The organism is Chromohalobacter sp., from assembly GCF_039830575.1.
Classification (GTDB): domain Bacteria; phylum Pseudomonadota; class Gammaproteobacteria; order Pseudomonadales; family Halomonadaceae; genus Chromohalobacter; species Chromohalobacter israelensis.
Genome location: NZ_JBDOOX010000009.1, coordinates 392,997 through 408,378, shown reverse-complemented (window position 1 = coordinate 408,378; position 15,382 = coordinate 392,997). Strand labels below are relative to the sequence as shown.

Genomic DNA, 15,382 nt, shown 5'->3' with positions numbered 1-15,382 from the left:
GGGAACGTTTGCATATCGTTCCACCAAAGCCCGACCGCTCAAATACGACCATGGTCTGAAGGGCTCCATGGCGTCACAAGGAACGCCGGCAGCCTCCCAATGGCTGAATTGCCGGTCTCTCGCTTATAAGATCGCGTGCGAATCGCTAGAATCGTGCGGAGTGCCGTCGGCCCGTGGGCACGAAAGGCTACAACATTAAGGACTTGCTGATATTCCCTCCGTCATGGACCAGCACATCAATGAATGACAAACCGATAACCATGCATGACGTGGCCAAGGCGGCTGGCGTGAGCACATCGACCGTCTCCCGAGTGCTAGACGAACGCCTTCCCCCCTCCAAGAGTCCTGCTGCACAGCGGGTCCGGGAGGCCGCCGAAGCGCTAGGTTATAAACGGGACATACTCGCCTCCAGCCTGCGGCGTGGAGGTACCGGCACCATCGGCGTCCTGGTGCCCAGGCTGAGTGACACGGTGATGGCACTCATTTATGAAGCGATCGCACGTGCCGCCATGGAGCGCCATTACTTCGTCATCGTAGCGACCAGCGGCGACGATCCCGAGAGCGAACGCCTGGCTGCCGAATCACTTCTCAACAGGCGTGTGGACGGCCTGATCCTGGCGACCAGCCGGCTCGATGATCAGTTGCCCTCGCGCTTGCGCGATCAGGGTGTGCCGCACTCGCTGGTGTTGCGCACCGACGGGATCAGCCCCTCTTCATTAGGGGACGATATCCAGGGGGGATATCTCGCCACTCGTCATTTACTCGATCTCGGCCATCGCGATATCGGCCTGGTCGCAGGGCCAAGCTTTACCTCCAGCGCCCGGGACCGGCAAGAAGGCTATCGCCGCGCCATGCACGAAGCGGGGATCCCCGTGCGTGAAGAGTGGGTCATGGAGTCCGGTTTCGGGATCGAATCAGGGGAAACGGCGGGATACCAAATCCTCTCCCAGGAGGAGCGCCCCTCGGCGATTTTTGCAGTCAATGACAACCTGGCCATCGGGGTCATGGCTGCTGCGCATCGTCTCGATATCAGCATCGGCGCCTCGCTCTCGCTGGTCGGTTACAACGACATACCGCTGGCAAGTCGCCTGCCTGTTTCGCTGACGTCAGTTCACATCCCCTTCGATTATGTCGCCCACCAGGCCGTCGAGCTGCTGTTCAGCGAAAGGCCCCCCGGAGCAGACTGTATCCGCCGCGCCATGCCCAGCCTGATACCAAGGGCTTCATCGGTGAGATATCCGTAAAGGCAGGAACTTCTAAGGGGAAGCGTATGGAGCGCTTTCCCCCATGGTGGTTATGGCAAGCTTGGGGATTGGAGGAAGGGGTTTTGATCTCATATAGGATCCCATATTTATATTCAGCTCGCCTATAGAAGTTATCCTCTGCTAGCAGCCAAGGAGCTTCTACAGCAATTAATCTGGGAGCCTAAACTTAATCATCAACTACTCATGCTCATAGGGCCCGCGGCCTGTTACCATCAAACATCTCAGCGGCTGCAAAATTGATAAAACCAGCAGAACTGCTTCTTCGAAAAAAACTTACCCCTTTAGCTTTTCCCGCAGGGGTATTTCTCTATGCCCAGGACGTCTCCACTCCATGAATTTCTTGCACACAAACTCAGTCAGCAAGTGCACGCCAGCCATGACAAAAACTATAGCCACAACGAGACCAACAAACAAGGCTGGACTGGAAAAACTCTTATAATTATAAACAAGAAGCACAACCAATGCTATCCCCGTACAAAGTGCAGGTATCCCCCTCCGACTCAATCTCTTGCCCTCATGCAAAAAAATATCTCTCCCATATTTTTCAAAAGCCTTATCCAGGTTAATATGATTTTTTAAATTAAACACAATAGCATCTTTTGACCCTGCCTTTAACAGCGGTATTTTTCGCCGAGGCAATATTTCCACAAAGACGGCATGCACCACTATAACCTGCCCTTCCAAACGATCAAAAATGGTATTGGAACCGGGGGGTATCGTAAGCAAAACATCCCCAATATAATACTCTCTTATAGTTGTCATAACTCCTGTAGCGGGGTTCGATAAGAATCTCGACACGATTGTGAGCTTGCCGCTTATCATTGAGACCCAAGGGTCCATGCAGATGCGTCGACGCATCCCCATACGCAATATAACAGCCCCCGCACACAAACAACCAACAGCCAGAAACATAATTAATGATATACCGATCAGATCAAAGCTTCGACTATCCATCCAAAAAGCAACTATCAATCCGCCACCTATCAAAATACAAATACCACCTACTCCTGCAAGAAACCACATCACGTATTTAGTAGCGTTAGTTATTTTACGCGCATAGAAATATTCATTATCTGTCATCGGCCTGTTACCGAAAATTTGGCGCACCATAATTGTAAGTCTCTCCAAAAAATATTAGCCATAATAAATATATACAAACGGCATGAATATGTAAATAGCTATCAGACATTAAAGTATCAACAGGACGATGATACTCTATACACGCATAGCCTTATTCCTACGACGGGGACGACCTCAGCGTTAAGGGCTTGCTATTATTCACTCTGCCATGAACCTGCACATCAATGAATGACAAGTCGGCAACATGGCTGCCGCGCATCGTCTCGACATCAGCATCGGCGCCTCACTCTCGCTGGTCGGTTACAACGACATACCGCGGGCAAGTCACCTGCCTGTTTCGCTGACGTCGGTTTACATCCCATTCGATTATGGCGCCCACCAGGCCGTCGAGCTGCTGTTCAGCGAAAGGCCCCCCGGAGCAGACTGTATCCGGCGCGCCATGCCCAGCCTGATACCAAGGGCTTCATCGGTGAGATATCCGTAAAGGCAGGAACTGCTATAGGGGAAAGCGTATGGAGCGCTTTCCCCCATGGTGGCTATGGCAAGCTTGGAGAAGGGGGTCGTGAACACGACCAGAACTTTTTGAGCAACACCTGCCATGAAACCACGCTCAAAAGTGATTATCCGGGATGAATTTCCCTATCAGTCTTATGTCCCGATCACAGCAAGCCAGGATCATCCCGGGATGCAGTGACCGGCAGCCACCGAGGGAGAAACCACAACAGAGCGCTGACAAGAAGAGAGGCGACCAAGGCGAGCACGAAGACGAGCGCCGGAGGAAGAGACTCGACACAGGCTGCCATCACGGTACTAAAGGCCACTAGGCTAAGCATCCCGAGCTGGGTATCGGCCAGGGTGGCGCGGGCCACGCCGGCCCCGTGGCGCTGGTGCAGCGTCAAGGCAATAGTCAACATGCCGATGGGAAAGCTCAGGGCGACGCCGGAGACGGCGGGCGCGATGGTGTCCAACACCACGGTGGCCAGGCAGACGATAACTCCAGCGAGCGTGCCACGCATCAGCAAATCACTCCAACGTGGCGATTCCGACACCGTGTCGCGAGCGAGGCCCAAGGAACGCATCAAACGTAGCGCCAATGGCATGGCGAGCAGGAACGCGGCCAATCCCAATGCCACTCCCCCCGGCAATGACGCAGCGGCCGCGGCCACCGGCAGCCAGACGACCATCGCCAGGGCAACACTGCCCCAAGCGCCGAACCAGCCAGCCAACAGCACATAGCACAGACAGAACGTCAAAGTCGCCAGCATGGCGTGCAGCGATCCCAGTGCCGCTTCGGCGACAAAAGCCGGAGGCTGCTCATTCAGCATGAAGAAATATCCCGGCCCCAGCACAATGGGAGTACCAGCCAGAACACCACCCAGGCGAGGACCTAACCTCACTGCTGCCATGGATACGCCGACCACTATCACAGCAGTGGAAAACCACTTGACGAACAACAGACCCAGCATCGCCGCGCTCCCGACCGACTACATCACGTCGCCACTATTGGGCCCGAGAGTTTGCCCGACATAGAGATCGCCGTCTGGCGAGGCGGCCAGCATCAGGGCCGTTGGAGCTACTTCTTCGGCCTTGCCGAAGCGACCCAGCGGCAGCTCGGCCTCCTTGTCGGCGATCCACTGCGGGCTCAGCCCCTCCAGCATCGGCGTCAGGATCGGCCCGGGGGCGATGGCATTGGTCAGCACCCCGAAAGGCGCCAGTTCGTGGGCCATGGCCTTGGTCAGCCCCAGCACTCCAGCTTTCGCTGAGCAGTAATGGGCAAGCCCGACGCCCCCCTTCAACGCCAACTGTGATGAAATGTTGATGATCCGCCCACGCCTGCGCTCGGCCATGTGGGGCGCGACCTGACGGCTAACCAGAAAGACACCCCGCAAGTTGATGCCGATCATGCGGTCGAAGGTCTCGGTGGACATCTCCAGCAAGGGGGTCTCATCCAGGATACCGGCACAATTGACCAGCACGTCGATAGTTCGATGGGACTTCACAACATCGCCCACCATGACTTTTACCGCTTCCTCGTCAGACACGTCCACGCCATGCGTCGTGACACGAGCCCCGAGATGATCGGCTACCTGGCGGCAAGCCTCGAGATTGAAATCAGCCAGAGCAACCGTTGCTCCTTCGGCATGGAAACATTCAGCGATGGCACGGCCGATACCACTGGCGCCACCTACCACGAGGGCGACTTTTCCCTGGAGTTTTTGTGTCATGAGATTATCCCGTCTCGTAAGAGCCGGAGGCGAGACGACCGCCTCGCCTCCCTTATCAAGCGTTCAGCTCGGCCAACGTACGGTGAGCCCGCCATCGACAATCAATTGCTGTCCAGTCACGTATGACGCATCGTCACTGGTGAGGAACCGTATGGTGCGCGCGACTTCCTCGGCACGCCCCACACGCCCCGCTGGAATTTTCTCACCAGCAGATGCCAAGCCATCGGGGCCTAACGAGTTGACCGGATCAAGCGACTGCGGGGTCTCGATCAGCCCTGGTATCAGGGTATTGACACGTATCCCGCGGGGAGCCAGTTCCACTGCCAGCGATCTCACCAACCCCATAAGACCACTCTTGGCCGCCGCGTAGTGAGCGTGATCATTCCAGCCATAGACACCCCCAGCGATGGAGGAAACTGCCACCATGGCCCCAGGTCCCGTCATCGTGCGAGCGGCACTCCGAAGCAGACGCATTACGCCAGAGAGATCCACCGACAGCATGTCGTCCCAATTTTCATCCGACATTTCCTCCAGGGAGGCCTGACGAAGGATACCGGCCGCAGCCACAGCAACATCCAGACGACCGAAGTGATCGATGGCCGCCCGCGCGAAGGCATCACACTGATCGCCATTACGCACGTCCACTGCCACGGCCACGCATTCTCCTCCCGCCTTGCTCACCGCTGTTACGGTTTCCTCTACGTCGTGTGGATCGCCGGGATAATATCCCGCCACCACCTTGACCCCGGCCTGGGCATAGCTGACTGCCAAGGACTGGCCAATCCCGCTAGCCGCACCGGAAATGATTGCGACCTTGCCCGCCAGGCCGTCGTCTCGTGTCAACGCATTCATGCCATGGCCTCCTTAATTTCATCGTGCTGACGATGGTCTACATGCCGGGTGCCGAACATCAAAAGCCCACTCAGGAGCAACGGCAGAGAGCCAGCGATAATGGCTGCCCAAGTCATGGTGAGCCCCATCGTCAAAAGCATGGAGACCAGTCCCGATCCCACGATGGCCCCTACCGGTGCCATCACATGCGCCACATTGGCTCCAGTACCTCGAACATGAGCCGGGAAGGACTCTCCCATATAGAAGAGGATGGCGGCGAACGGCCCTAACAAGAAGAACAGCGTGATGGCATACATCAGATAGACAAAACCATCGCTAGCAGGGCCAAGCAGCATCAAGAGACTCGCTGCACCACCAAGCAGAAAGCCCATCAACACCGTGTTGCGGCGGCCAATGCGGTCGCCTACCCAGCCGTGGGACAGGTAACCCACGAAGCCCACAGCGTTGGCAAGGATCAGTACGTACAGGGAGCTTTCGAAACTGACGCCCTTAGCCTCCACCAGCACCGTCGTTCCCAAGACAGCAAAGACCTGAATCGCCATCCAGCTGAACAACCAGACCAGCGACAAGGAAATGGTATGACGACGCAGCTCCGGCGCCAGCACCCCTTTCAGGCCCAAGTTATTACCGGTATTGACCTCGACATCGTGCTCGGCAGCCAACTTCGCGGCGCCTTCGGCATCCCCAGATTTACGGCGACGCTCAACTTCCTTTATCGCCGCGAATACCGGCGACTCAGGAAGTTTCAATGCCATCACGATGACGATGATCGAGGCGCAAGCAGCAACGAAAAAACTGCCACGCCAACCCACCACGGGTAGCAACAGGGAAGTCATCCCCGCAGCGCACAAGGCTCCAACCGGCCAGCCACTCTGGACCAGGCTGTACATGAAACCGCGCCCTTTGGCTTTCTTGTAGATCTCGTTGAGATAAACGGCATTGACCACTTCCTCGGAAACCGCGAAGCCGGAAAAGGCCCTGATGATGACCAGCGAGGCAGCGCCAATGGCAATCCCAGACAACCCGGAACTGACCGCCCCACCGATCACCAACAGAATCAGAGACTTCTTGCGCCCGAAGTGGTCGAGCATAGTGCCGACCACCAGTGACACGACAAATACCCCAATGGTTGCCCAGGTATTGACCGCTGTAGCCTTAGCCGTACTCCAGCCAAAGTCGTCGGCAATGACAGGCAACAACGTACCAAACAGGGTGTAGTCGTAGACCGACGCCACCCAAGCAACGAAGCAGACCAATGAGGCATAGCCGATCTGTTTCTTGGTGATAACTCTATTCCATGGCTCATCGGCACTGCCGCGAAGCCCTTGTGAAGGAGCACTTGAAGTTGGCTCGGCCATCGACTTCACCCTCTTTTCGATTGTCGTTGTATGGTGATTCAGAAAAGATTCAAGGGTTATTTCTTCGGGTTACGCTCGGCGAAATCATCGGCGATTTCATCAAACGTACAGAAACGCACGCCTTCATGGCTTTGCATGTGCTCGATAAGACGTTCGAGCATCATGAGCACCTGAGGGCGTCCCGATACGTCGGGATGAATGGTAATGGTGAAGACCGCGTAATCGTTCTCGCGGTAGACCCAATCAAACTGATCCTGCCACATCTCGCCAAGGTGGCGGGGACTGACAAAACCATGACTATTGGGCGCTTTCTTGATGAACATCATTGGCGGCAGGTCATCGAGATACCAATTGGCAGGAATCTCGATCAAATCGGTTTCCTCTCCTCGAACCAGAGGCTTCATCCACTCCTTGGCGGGCTTGGAATAATCGATCTTGGTCCAAGAGTCACCTACGCGCACGTAATAAGGATGGAAATCGTTGTGCATCAGGCTGTGGTCATACTTGATGCCGCGCTCCAGAAGAAGCTCGTTGGTCACCGGGCTGAATTCCCACCAAGGTGCCACGTAGCCGGTGGGCCGCTTGCCGGACAGATTGGTCACCAGCTCGATATTGTAATCGAGCACATCACGCTCCTGCTCACGGGTCATGGCGATGGGATTTTCGTGGCTATAGCCGTGGACGCCAACTTCATGACCAGCATCGACGACGGCTTTCATCTGCTCCGGGAAGGTTTCGATGCTGTGACCAGGGATGAACCAGGTCGTCTTGAGGCCATAGCGCTCGAACAACTTGAGAAGACGTGGCGCACCGACTTCACCTGCGAACAGACCGCGGGAAATATCGTCGGGCGAATCCTCGCCACCGTAGGAACCGAGCCAACCAGCTACTGCATCGACGTCGACGCCAAATGCGCAGAGGATCTCTTTCTTAGCCATCTTGAACACCTCGTTGTTGAGTATTGGATAGGGGGTGCTTGTGCAGATGACGACAGCCGTCGAGGCCGTCGACTTATTGAAGACTGGATACAAAGGTCATTTTTGTCAAGAAACCCTACCACCACCTCTTAACACCGCTCCATCATCCTCTGACCAGATTACAGTTAAAAACACTGTACAAAATGGAAAATAATGGATGAAAACCGCAAAACCAGTTGACAAAGCAGGTGAAAATTCGAACATGGCACAAACGCTTATTCGGCTTTTCCACGTAACGCAAGCAGGCGGACCCTCCCACGAAGGCCATCTTTTATAAGTTGGGTACAAAAGTCATTTTTATGCTTACAGCGGGCAGCAACGGCAAAGCGCCCCATCACTAAGGGCGCCCAAGAGGAAAAGCGGGAAGCGCAAGGGGGGGGGGCTCAGGTAATCTTGAGCAGATAAGGGGGCAGGCTTGGCTCGGGGAAGACCGATAATACCTTCAGCCTACGGCGGGAACGCTCGGCAGCTGCCTGAAGATGTGACTGCAGACTGGAGGCCGCTGCATCGAAGGCGCCGAACAGCAAATGATCGAGAACCAGCTTGTGCTCCATCAACAGCGGCTCGTCTGGTGGCACACCCAGCGTCTGAAAGAAGATGCGGTTGACGATCACGGGAAGCTGACTCTGAGCGATCATCTCGCGAGCCTTGCGATTGGGATAAAGTCGAAGGCAGCGCTGATGCAGATCCTGCTCCAGCCGAGTGATGGCGGCGGCATTCTGAAGCTCTGGATGGTCGATCAGGCGTTGCACCTCATCTCGCATCGCCTCGAGTTCGGCGCGATCCAGAAGAGGACCGGAAACCTTGAGCGCCGCCGGCTCCAGCAGCACGCGAATTTGATAGTCGTCAGCCACCGCCTGAGCCGTCAATGGGCCGGCCAACCAGTGCGAATGGCGATCCTTTTCGATCAGACGCTGGTTCCGCAGCCGTCCCAGCACCTCCCTGGCCACGGTACGACTGACCCCGTGATATTCACTCAGCACGGTCTCGATGATGCGAAAGTGACCGAAGGCCAGGCAGGTGGCCACGGCCTCCTCCACCTGGACATAAATGCGATCAGCCGCCGACCGAGTGTCCACGACAGGCCGCTCATCAACTCCCAGGCCAAGCATTTCGGGTGTCAAGGGATCGCGCACCGGCTTCACCGACTCAGGGTCCGGCGTCGCCAGAAAGCCACGCCCCTCAAAACGGCTGATCAACCCCTGTTCATGCAACAGTTCCAGTGCCTTGCGAACGGGGCCTCGACTGGTACCAAACAGCCGCGCGATAGGCCCCTCGAGCAGAATTTGATTGGAAGGAAGACGCTGCGCCTGTATAGCCTTGCGCAATGTCTCCTGGATCATGACATAACGAGGAGCACGCCCCTCCTGCCGCCTGTTCGAACTGTCTGCAGTGGCCAGCACCCACTCCTCCCTGAACTCATCGACTCGCACCTCGCGCATGCCTGACTCGACCCACCCGACGCACGACGAGCCATCACGCCCGCCCACCTATTTTGACACTTCCCCCCAATCCTTTCGAGATCAAGAAAAACGACCAGTGGAACCATTCGTCATTTTTCTTGGATCATAATATCGGGATAAAAATAAAATTCTATATAAAACAGCAACTTGAAAAGAGCAGAGAGCCCAGAATCACAAAGCTAGGCCAATCAGCCCTTGGCAAAAAATGATCTTTGTATCCATACTACAATTCTCGAATGGCGTACCTGGTGGCCTCGCTACCGAACGATGGCGCCTTACAACAAACACACAACATCTCGAGGAACGCAGCAGTGGCCCATCAATCACACATCCACGACTCCAGCAGCTCCGTCGGAAGCAGCGGCGCTGGTCAACACTTGCTCGAAGCCGCCATCTTGCCGGTTTGGCTCAACCAGCGAACCATCGGTTTCTTCGGTTTTATCTGGCTCTGGATCGGCATGGCAGTCATTATCGCGACCTTTCAGCTTGGCGCTGGTGGCGTCGCCGGCTTGCCGCTACTTCATGTGGTAGCCATCATTTTCTTCGCTAACCTCGTGCTGGGTGTCGTCATGAGCCTAACGGCAGATATCGGCACAGAACATGGTCTCTCTTTCGCCGTTTACTTGCGTGCACCTTTCGGTATCAAAGGCACTCACCTGCCCTCCGTGTCGCGCGGTATCGTCGCCGCGATCTGGTTCGGCGTACAAACCTACCTCGGCGCGCTGGCTCTCAACGGCATCGTCGAATATCTGTGGGGATTCGATAACTGGATCTTGTGGTACACGCTGTTCGCTATCGTGCAGATCGCCAACACCGCGCTTGGCATTCGAGCCGTGGAAATGCTGGCTTCCATAGCGGCCCCCTGCATCGTGGCTATCTCGGTGTGGATGTATTTCACACTCGACGTGCTGGCCGAAACACAGGGCATCAATATCTGGACCTTCGTGGGCGACCAAGACGTCGCGGCTCTGGGATTGTTCTTTGCCAACATGGCCTTCTGGTCGGCACTAGCAGTAGACATCCCCAATCTGACGCGCTTTCTGCGTGCACCCGGTGGTGAACGAAACTTCTTCACCCGCAATCGCAACGTGTTTGTCGCCCAGTTCCTGGCGCTGCCCGCCACGCAAGCCTGGATCGCCCTGATTGGCGGGGTTTCCTTCATCGCTGCAGGCGACTGGAATCCAGTTACTGTCATTCAGGGGCAGGGCGGAGGCCTAACTCTGGTCGCACTACTGCTGATGGTGATTCTCGCTCAGTGGTCCACCAACAACGCAGCCAATTTGATCCCCGCAGCACTCACGTTCGTCAATGCTGGGGCTCCACGCATCAGCTATCCAGTCGCACTGGTCATTGCAGGCCTGATCGGGACCGCCTCAATGCCTTGGTTGATACTCAACCATCTGTTCACGTTCCTCAGTTACTACGGCGCCGTACTCTCGGCCGTCGGTGGCATCATGGTGGCGGATTATTATCTTCTGAGACGCCGGCGTCTCAACGTGCCCGCTCTCTTTGAAGCCGAAGGCCAGTTCCGCTTTGCCAACGGCTTCAATCCAGCCGGCATCATCGCCTGGGTGGTGGGCGGTACCATGGCCTTGGTGTTTCTTGAATACGCTTATGCCGTTGGCTTCGTGACAGCTCTCGTGGTGTATCTGGTGCTAATGAAAACTTGGATTCTTCGCCACTACCCTCAGGAAGAGCTAGTCTCCGATTTCGATGACCGCTTCCTGGCTACATCCGTAGGGCGCAACTGGGTCTATACCGAGCACCAACGCTTCGAGCGCCTGACTACCGATGACATTCCTGCCTCGGCGCTCAAGCGTGAGGATCGTTGAGTACTAGCGGATATCGACCATCTAACGCCCGTAAGACCGGAGACAACTCATGGATGCTTTTCCACGCACCGCCCTAGCCATTGGCCAAGCCATCCAGAACGGCGACATCGACCCGGTGGCGTTAACACAGCACTGCCTGGACGAGGCTACGGCCAGCGACGCGGTTTTCATCTCGCTGACGCCGGATCGCGCTCTGGCGGAAGCCGAGGCGGCTGCTCGTCGCCGGCAACTCGGCATCCCCCTGAGCCCCCTCGATGGTGTTCCGCTGGCCTGGAAGGACCTATTCGATATCACCGGCACGCTGACCACCGCCGGTAGCCGGGTACTCGCCAAGACGCCTGCCACACGCGACGCCACGGCGGTTCGTCATGCCTCGGGGAGCGGCATGGTGTGTATCGGCAAGACCAACCTGACCGAACTAGCTTACTCCGGCCTTGGTCTGAACCCGCACTATGGCACTCCGCACCACACGCCGGCAGGATCGGAACCCAGAGTTCCCGGCGGTTCGAGTTCGGGTTCGGCGGTCGCCGTAGCCAAGGGTATCGTCCCGGCCGCTATCGGGACCGATACCGCTGGGTCGCTGCGCATTCCCGCTGCCTTCAACGGCCTGGTCTCCTACCGCCCTTCCCAACCGCGTCACAACAGACATGGTGTCACCCCCCTCGCCGAGACTCTCGACACCATTGGGGCGATCGCGTCGTCCCTGTCGGACTGCCTGGCCATCGACGACCTCCTGCGCGGCAAGAAGATACAGACTCGGGAGCCGGCGGATCCCGGACATACGGTGATCGTGCTCGACACGACCTGCCTCGACGACGAACGCCTAGAGCCCGGGGTACGACAAAATCTGGAAAACAGCGCCGAGCGACTGGCCCAGGCCGGTTTTCATGTGATCAGGCGCCCCATCGCCAGCGTCGGCGAAACACTGAACCTCATCCAGAGGCATGGCTGGCTGGGCGCTGCAGAAGCCTATACCGAGTACCGGGGGCTCCTCGAGCGTGACGAGGCCGACCGCATGGACCCACGGGTGAGACAACGACTGTTGGCCGCGCGAAGCATGACGCCGGATAGCGTCGTGACACTTTATCGCCAGCGCCAAGCGCTCCAGAACCGCCTACGCCAGGATCTGGCGGGAGCGATTCTGCTCACTCCTACCGTTGCACACGCCGCCCCATTCCTGAGACCGCTGGAGTCTGATTCTGAATACTTTGCCGAGATCAATCTTGCCACGCTACGTCTCAGCATGGTGGCCAGCCTATTGGACTCTCCGGCAATCGCGATGCCGAGCGGGGTCGATGAAAATCAGCAGCACACCAGCATTCAGCTCAGTGCCCCCAGTGGCGGAGACGAAATTCTCTTGCGGGTGGCACTGGCGGCCGATGAATACCTCGGTGCTGATCATTAATTCGGCAACAAGACGCCTCACTTTCAAGGAGCTTCCATGTGCGGACTTTGTGGCGCATTTAGCGGCGACAACCACTGGAGTACTCATATCGAGGACCCAGAACAAGCCCACCACGAACGTCGCCGGGCCCGAGCCTATCGAGCCAAGTTGATCAACCGAGTACTTGGCCCGCGCCGCTTGGTGATAGAGGACTTTCAAGCGTCGAGCTTTGTTCTCGCCTCCGCCACCGGCAAACGGGAGATCGTCGAGGATCTAGGCGGTATCTGGCGTCAGGCCGAGCAATTGAGCGGACGCGAGCTTGATCCCCTGGACACGGAATTCCTGGCCGCTTTGACTGGCTGACCGGCGTTTCCAAAGACGCCCCCTTCCCCGATGAGGAGACTTTCGATGAATGAGACTCCCCCGTTCCTGCCGGTGCATGTTATTTCGGGCTTTCTGGGCAGCGGCAAGACCACGCTTTTGAAATCGGTCCTAGCCAGCGAGGCCTTCGGCGATAGTGCCGTATTGATCAACGAGTTCGGTGACATGGGGCTCGATGACCGGTTGCTTGGAGAGATTGCAGAAGACACTGTGCTGCTATCCAGCGGCTGCGTCTGCTGCACGATCCGCGGAGAGCTGTCGGACGCGCTACGGCGCTTATTATCGCAGCGACAGAATGGCGAGATACCCGCGTTCCAGAGAGTCGTGCTGGAAACCACTGGACTGGCCGATCCCGGCCCGATCGCCTCCACCATTACAGCCGACCCCGTATTACGCCATCACCTCCGCCCGGGGACCAACCTCACACTTGTGGATGCCGTCAACGCTATCGAAAGTCGCCAGCGACACCCAGTCTGGGAGGCGCAAGTCGCGGTGGCCGACAAGCTGGTCATCAGCAAGACCGATCTAGTCGATACATCGCGAATCGATCACATCCATGATCTGCTGAATACTATCAATCCGGCGGCACAGCGCCTTGAGCGGGAAGCACTGGACCAGTGCAGCGACACGCTCTTCGCCAGTGGTCCCCACCTCGAGCGATTCACCCATTCCCAGGCCAAAACATGGCTGGGCCCCTGGCGCAAAACGGTGGATCCGGAAAAGAGCAGTCACCTCAGCGATATGCTCTCATTCCGTCTGGCCTTTGACGGAGAGCTGGACTGGACATGTTTCGGCCTATGGCTCTCGATGCTCCTCAATCGCCACGGTAACGACATCATGCGGGTCAAGGGGGTTCTACATGTCAAGGATGATCATCGGCCGGTCGTACTACATGGCGTGCAGCACACTGTTCACCCTCCAGAACACATCGAGACCTGGCCCGACGATGACCACCGCTCGGAGCTCATCTTTATCACGCGTGGTATCACGGCCATGCGCGTGGCAGACTCGTTGGACACCTTCATGAGAACCGTGAGCGACCACCCGTGCCCCAGGATCTCCCATGCCTAAAGCCGTATCTTCAGCCAATTCGGAAGGGCCATACGTTCAACGCGGCCCGGTCAATCTTCGCGTGCTGGGCACCTCAGTCACGCTTCTGGAGAGCATCCGCCAACGCGCGCGCGCCGACCTGGGCATTCGGCTGACGTTTGATGTGCTTGACGGCGTCGCCGCTCAACGGGCCGGCGTACTCGCCCCGGATAGCTTCGACATCTATGACCAGTGGTTTCATAACGTGGATTTCGTATGGCCAGCAAACGCCATTCAGCCCATCGACATTGAACGCATAGATAACTGGGACAAAATCAACGATTTGCCGAAGACGGGACGCCTGACACCCCACGCACCACTCGGCGCTGGCAGCAATCCGGTCGATCGTCTTTATATACAACCCGATGGCAGCTGCGGCTCACGCCCCAGTGGGCATATAACCATGCTGCCGGCTAGCCATAACGTCGATAGCTTCGGCTACCGCCTGGATATGCTACCTGACGGATTGAGCCACGATCATGAGAGCTGGGCCTGGTTATTGGACAGGCGCTGGCGAGGCATGGTCAGTCTGCAGAACGACAGCGCAATCGGCGCGATCGATGCAGCAATGGCGGCCAAGGCAGCTGGACTGGTTGAGTTCAAGGATCTTGGCAATCTCAGCGTGGAAGAAATCGACAGCCTCATCGACTGCCTGATCACTCTCAAGCGCCAGCAGCACTTTCGAACGTTCTGGAGCAACCAAGACCAGGCCTCCTCCGACATGGTCCGCGGCCGGGTCGGCATCGAGAGCCTCTGGTCCCCCGCCATGACCAACCTCAAAAAGCGCCATATCAAGGTACGCATGGCCTCACCTATGGAAGGCTACCGTGCCTGGTATGGCGGCATGTCTATCTCGCGCCATGCAAAGGGCCGTACGCTCGATGCCGCCTATGACTATCTCAACTGGTGGATTTCCGGCTGGCCCGGTGCCGTCATGGCTCGTCAGGGGTACTACATTTCCACGCCGGAGCTTACCCGCCCTCACCTATCACCCGCCGAATGGGACTACTGGTACGCAGGCAGGCCCGCCTCCGAGGAACTTGATGACCCCTCCGGGGCCAGTGGATTGATTCACCAAGGCGAAATTCGGGATGGTGGAGACTACCTGACACGCATGAGTCGTATCGCCGTGTGGAATACGGTCATGGACGAGCACAACTACCTGGTCCGGCGTTGGAACGATTTCATGTCGGCATAAGCAGAAAGAGCGTGTGGGTACACAAGAACGGCGGACTGCAGAGACGTAGAAGCCGGACCGGGGCGAGACTCGTAGCCACCTTGAGTAAAGGTACAGAAAGACGCTGTGGAAAAGTTTTTTGATGGAGGGCCCAACAAGAAACCAATCCGGATTGGGAAATCATGAGCTCGCCTTTGAAGCAGTAGGTTAGCGAAAGTTGTGGTTAGCATACGAAGCTGGTATGCGTCACTCGATTTCATCAATTCCTTTCACAGTGATACTCATTTCTTGTCGCCAGG

14 protein-coding genes are annotated in these 15,382 nt (G+C 57.0%); 7 read left to right on the top strand and 7 right to left on the bottom strand.

Features of this window, described 5'->3' with window-relative positions:
* The first annotated feature begins 173 nt into the window (after positions 1 to 173).
* Positions 174 to 1,244, top strand: coding sequence for a LacI family DNA-binding transcriptional regulator (locus ABGX75_RS08815; protein ID WP_347410767.1), 1,071 nt, complete (start codon positions 174 to 176; stop codon positions 1,242 to 1,244).
* A 294-nt stretch (positions 1,245 to 1,538) separates the two neighbouring features.
* On the opposite strand, the gene ABGX75_RS08810 is transcribed toward ABGX75_RS08815, so the two are convergent.
* The gene (locus ABGX75_RS08810; RefSeq protein ID WP_347411449.1) at positions 1,539 to 2,345 is read right to left on the bottom strand and encodes a hypothetical protein; all 807 of its coding nucleotides are present in this window, start codon (positions 2,343 to 2,345) and stop codon (positions 1,539 to 1,541) included.
* Positions 2,346 to 2,589: 244 nt separating this feature from the next.
* Here ABGX75_RS08810 and ABGX75_RS08805 point away from each other — a divergent pair, with 244 nt between their 5' ends.
* Positions 2,590 to 2,829: a substrate-binding domain-containing protein gene (locus tag ABGX75_RS08805; protein WP_347410765.1), complete on the top strand. Its 240-nt coding sequence runs from the start codon at positions 2,590 to 2,592 to the stop codon at positions 2,827 to 2,829.
* Positions 2,830 to 3,004: 175 nt separating this feature from the next.
* On the opposite strand, the gene ABGX75_RS08800 is transcribed toward ABGX75_RS08805, so the two are convergent.
* The 6 genes from ABGX75_RS08800 to ABGX75_RS08775 form a co-directional block, all read right to left on the bottom strand.
* Positions 3,005 to 3,811 (bottom strand): hypothetical protein, encoded by an 807-nt coding sequence (locus ABGX75_RS08800; RefSeq protein ID WP_347410764.1) that lies wholly within the window; start codon positions 3,809 to 3,811, stop codon positions 3,005 to 3,007.
* A gap of 18 nt (positions 3,812 to 3,829) precedes the next feature.
* Positions 3,830 to 4,570 carry a 3-oxoacyl-ACP reductase family protein gene (locus ABGX75_RS08795; protein ID WP_133694576.1) on the bottom strand — a complete coding sequence of 247 codons (741 nt, stop codon included), beginning with the start codon at positions 4,568 to 4,570 and terminating at the stop codon, positions 3,830 to 3,832.
* Positions 4,571 to 4,633: 63 nt separating this feature from the next.
* The gene (locus tag ABGX75_RS08790) at positions 4,634 to 5,422 is read right to left on the bottom strand and encodes an SDR family NAD(P)-dependent oxidoreductase (RefSeq protein ID WP_347410763.1); all 789 of its coding nucleotides are present in this window, start codon (positions 5,420 to 5,422) and stop codon (positions 4,634 to 4,636) included.
* Positions 5,419 to 6,780, bottom strand: coding sequence for an MFS transporter (locus ABGX75_RS08785; protein WP_347410762.1), 1,362 nt, complete (start codon positions 6,778 to 6,780; stop codon positions 5,419 to 5,421). Before ABGX75_RS08785 ends, ABGX75_RS08790 begins: the two co-directional genes overlap by 4 nt.
* Before the next feature lie 56 nt (positions 6,781 to 6,836).
* Positions 6,837 to 7,718, bottom strand: coding sequence for a polysaccharide deacetylase (locus ABGX75_RS08780; RefSeq protein WP_133695900.1), 882 nt, complete (start codon positions 7,716 to 7,718; stop codon positions 6,837 to 6,839).
* 422 nt (positions 7,719 to 8,140) lie between these two features.
* Positions 8,141 to 9,199: a GntR family transcriptional regulator gene (locus tag ABGX75_RS08775; RefSeq protein ID WP_347410761.1), complete on the bottom strand. Its 1,059-nt coding sequence runs from the start codon at positions 9,197 to 9,199 to the stop codon at positions 8,141 to 8,143.
* A 332-nt stretch (positions 9,200 to 9,531) separates the two neighbouring features.
* On the opposite strand from ABGX75_RS08775, the gene ABGX75_RS08770 reads away from it, so the two are divergent.
* Genes ABGX75_RS08770 through ABGX75_RS08750 form a run of 5 tightly spaced genes read left to right on the top strand, consistent with a single transcriptional unit; the run spans position 9,532 to position 15,104 of the window.
* Positions 9,532 to 11,052, top strand: a complete 1,521-nt coding sequence (locus ABGX75_RS08770) for an NCS1 family transporter (protein WP_347410760.1) — start codon at positions 9,532 to 9,534, stop codon at positions 11,050 to 11,052.
* A 49-nt stretch (positions 11,053 to 11,101) separates the two neighbouring features.
* The gene (locus tag ABGX75_RS08765) at positions 11,102 to 12,457 is read left to right on the top strand and encodes an amidase family protein (protein ID WP_347410759.1); all 1,356 of its coding nucleotides are present in this window, start codon (positions 11,102 to 11,104) and stop codon (positions 12,455 to 12,457) included.
* Positions 12,458 to 12,493: 36 nt separating this feature from the next.
* The gene (locus ABGX75_RS08760) at positions 12,494 to 12,799 is read left to right on the top strand and encodes a hypothetical protein (RefSeq protein ID WP_133694591.1); all 306 of its coding nucleotides are present in this window, start codon (positions 12,494 to 12,496) and stop codon (positions 12,797 to 12,799) included.
* Positions 12,800 to 12,844: 45 nt separating this feature from the next.
* Positions 12,845 to 13,888, top strand: a complete 1,044-nt coding sequence (locus ABGX75_RS08755; protein WP_347410758.1) for a GTP-binding protein — start codon at positions 12,845 to 12,847, stop codon at positions 13,886 to 13,888.
* The gene (locus ABGX75_RS08750; protein ID WP_133694595.1) at positions 13,881 to 15,104 is read left to right on the top strand and encodes an extracellular solute-binding protein; all 1,224 of its coding nucleotides are present in this window, start codon (positions 13,881 to 13,883) and stop codon (positions 15,102 to 15,104) included. The genes ABGX75_RS08755 and ABGX75_RS08750 overlap by 8 nt, the downstream gene beginning before the upstream one ends.
* Positions 15,105 to 15,382 lie beyond the last annotated feature (278 nt).

Coding starts and splice junctions, on each gene's coding strand:
- ABGX75_RS08810 (WP_347411449.1), bottom strand. CDS start 2,345: ATGACAGATAATGAATATTTCTATGCGCGTAAAATAACTAACGCTACT.
- ABGX75_RS08805 (WP_347410765.1), top strand. CDS start 2,590: ATGGCTGCCGCGCATCGTCTCGACATCAGCATCGGCGCCTCACTCTCG.
- ABGX75_RS08800 (WP_347410764.1), bottom strand. CDS start 3,811: ATGCTGGGTCTGTTGTTCGTCAAGTGGTTTTCCACTGCTGTGATAGTG.
- ABGX75_RS08795 (WP_133694576.1), bottom strand. CDS start 4,570: ATGACACAAAAACTCCAGGGAAAAGTCGCCCTCGTGGTAGGTGGCGCC.
- ABGX75_RS08790 (WP_347410763.1), bottom strand. CDS start 5,422: ATGAATGCGTTGACACGAGACGACGGCCTGGCGGGCAAGGTCGCAATC.
- ABGX75_RS08785 (WP_347410762.1), bottom strand. CDS start 6,780: ATGGCCGAGCCAACTTCAAGTGCTCCTTCACAAGGGCTTCGCGGCAGT.
- ABGX75_RS08780 (WP_133695900.1), bottom strand. CDS start 7,718: ATGGCTAAGAAAGAGATCCTCTGCGCATTTGGCGTCGACGTCGATGCA.
- ABGX75_RS08775 (WP_347410761.1), bottom strand. CDS start 9,199: ATGCGCGAGGTGCGAGTCGATGAGTTCAGGGAGGAGTGGGTGCTGGCC.
- ABGX75_RS08765 (WP_347410759.1), top strand. CDS start 11,102: ATGGATGCTTTTCCACGCACCGCCCTAGCCATTGGCCAAGCCATCCAG.
- ABGX75_RS08760 (WP_133694591.1), top strand. CDS start 12,494: ATGTGCGGACTTTGTGGCGCATTTAGCGGCGACAACCACTGGAGTACT.
- ABGX75_RS08755 (WP_347410758.1), top strand. CDS start 12,845: ATGAATGAGACTCCCCCGTTCCTGCCGGTGCATGTTATTTCGGGCTTT.
- ABGX75_RS08750 (WP_133694595.1), top strand. CDS start 13,881: ATGCCTAAAGCCGTATCTTCAGCCAATTCGGAAGGGCCATACGTTCAA.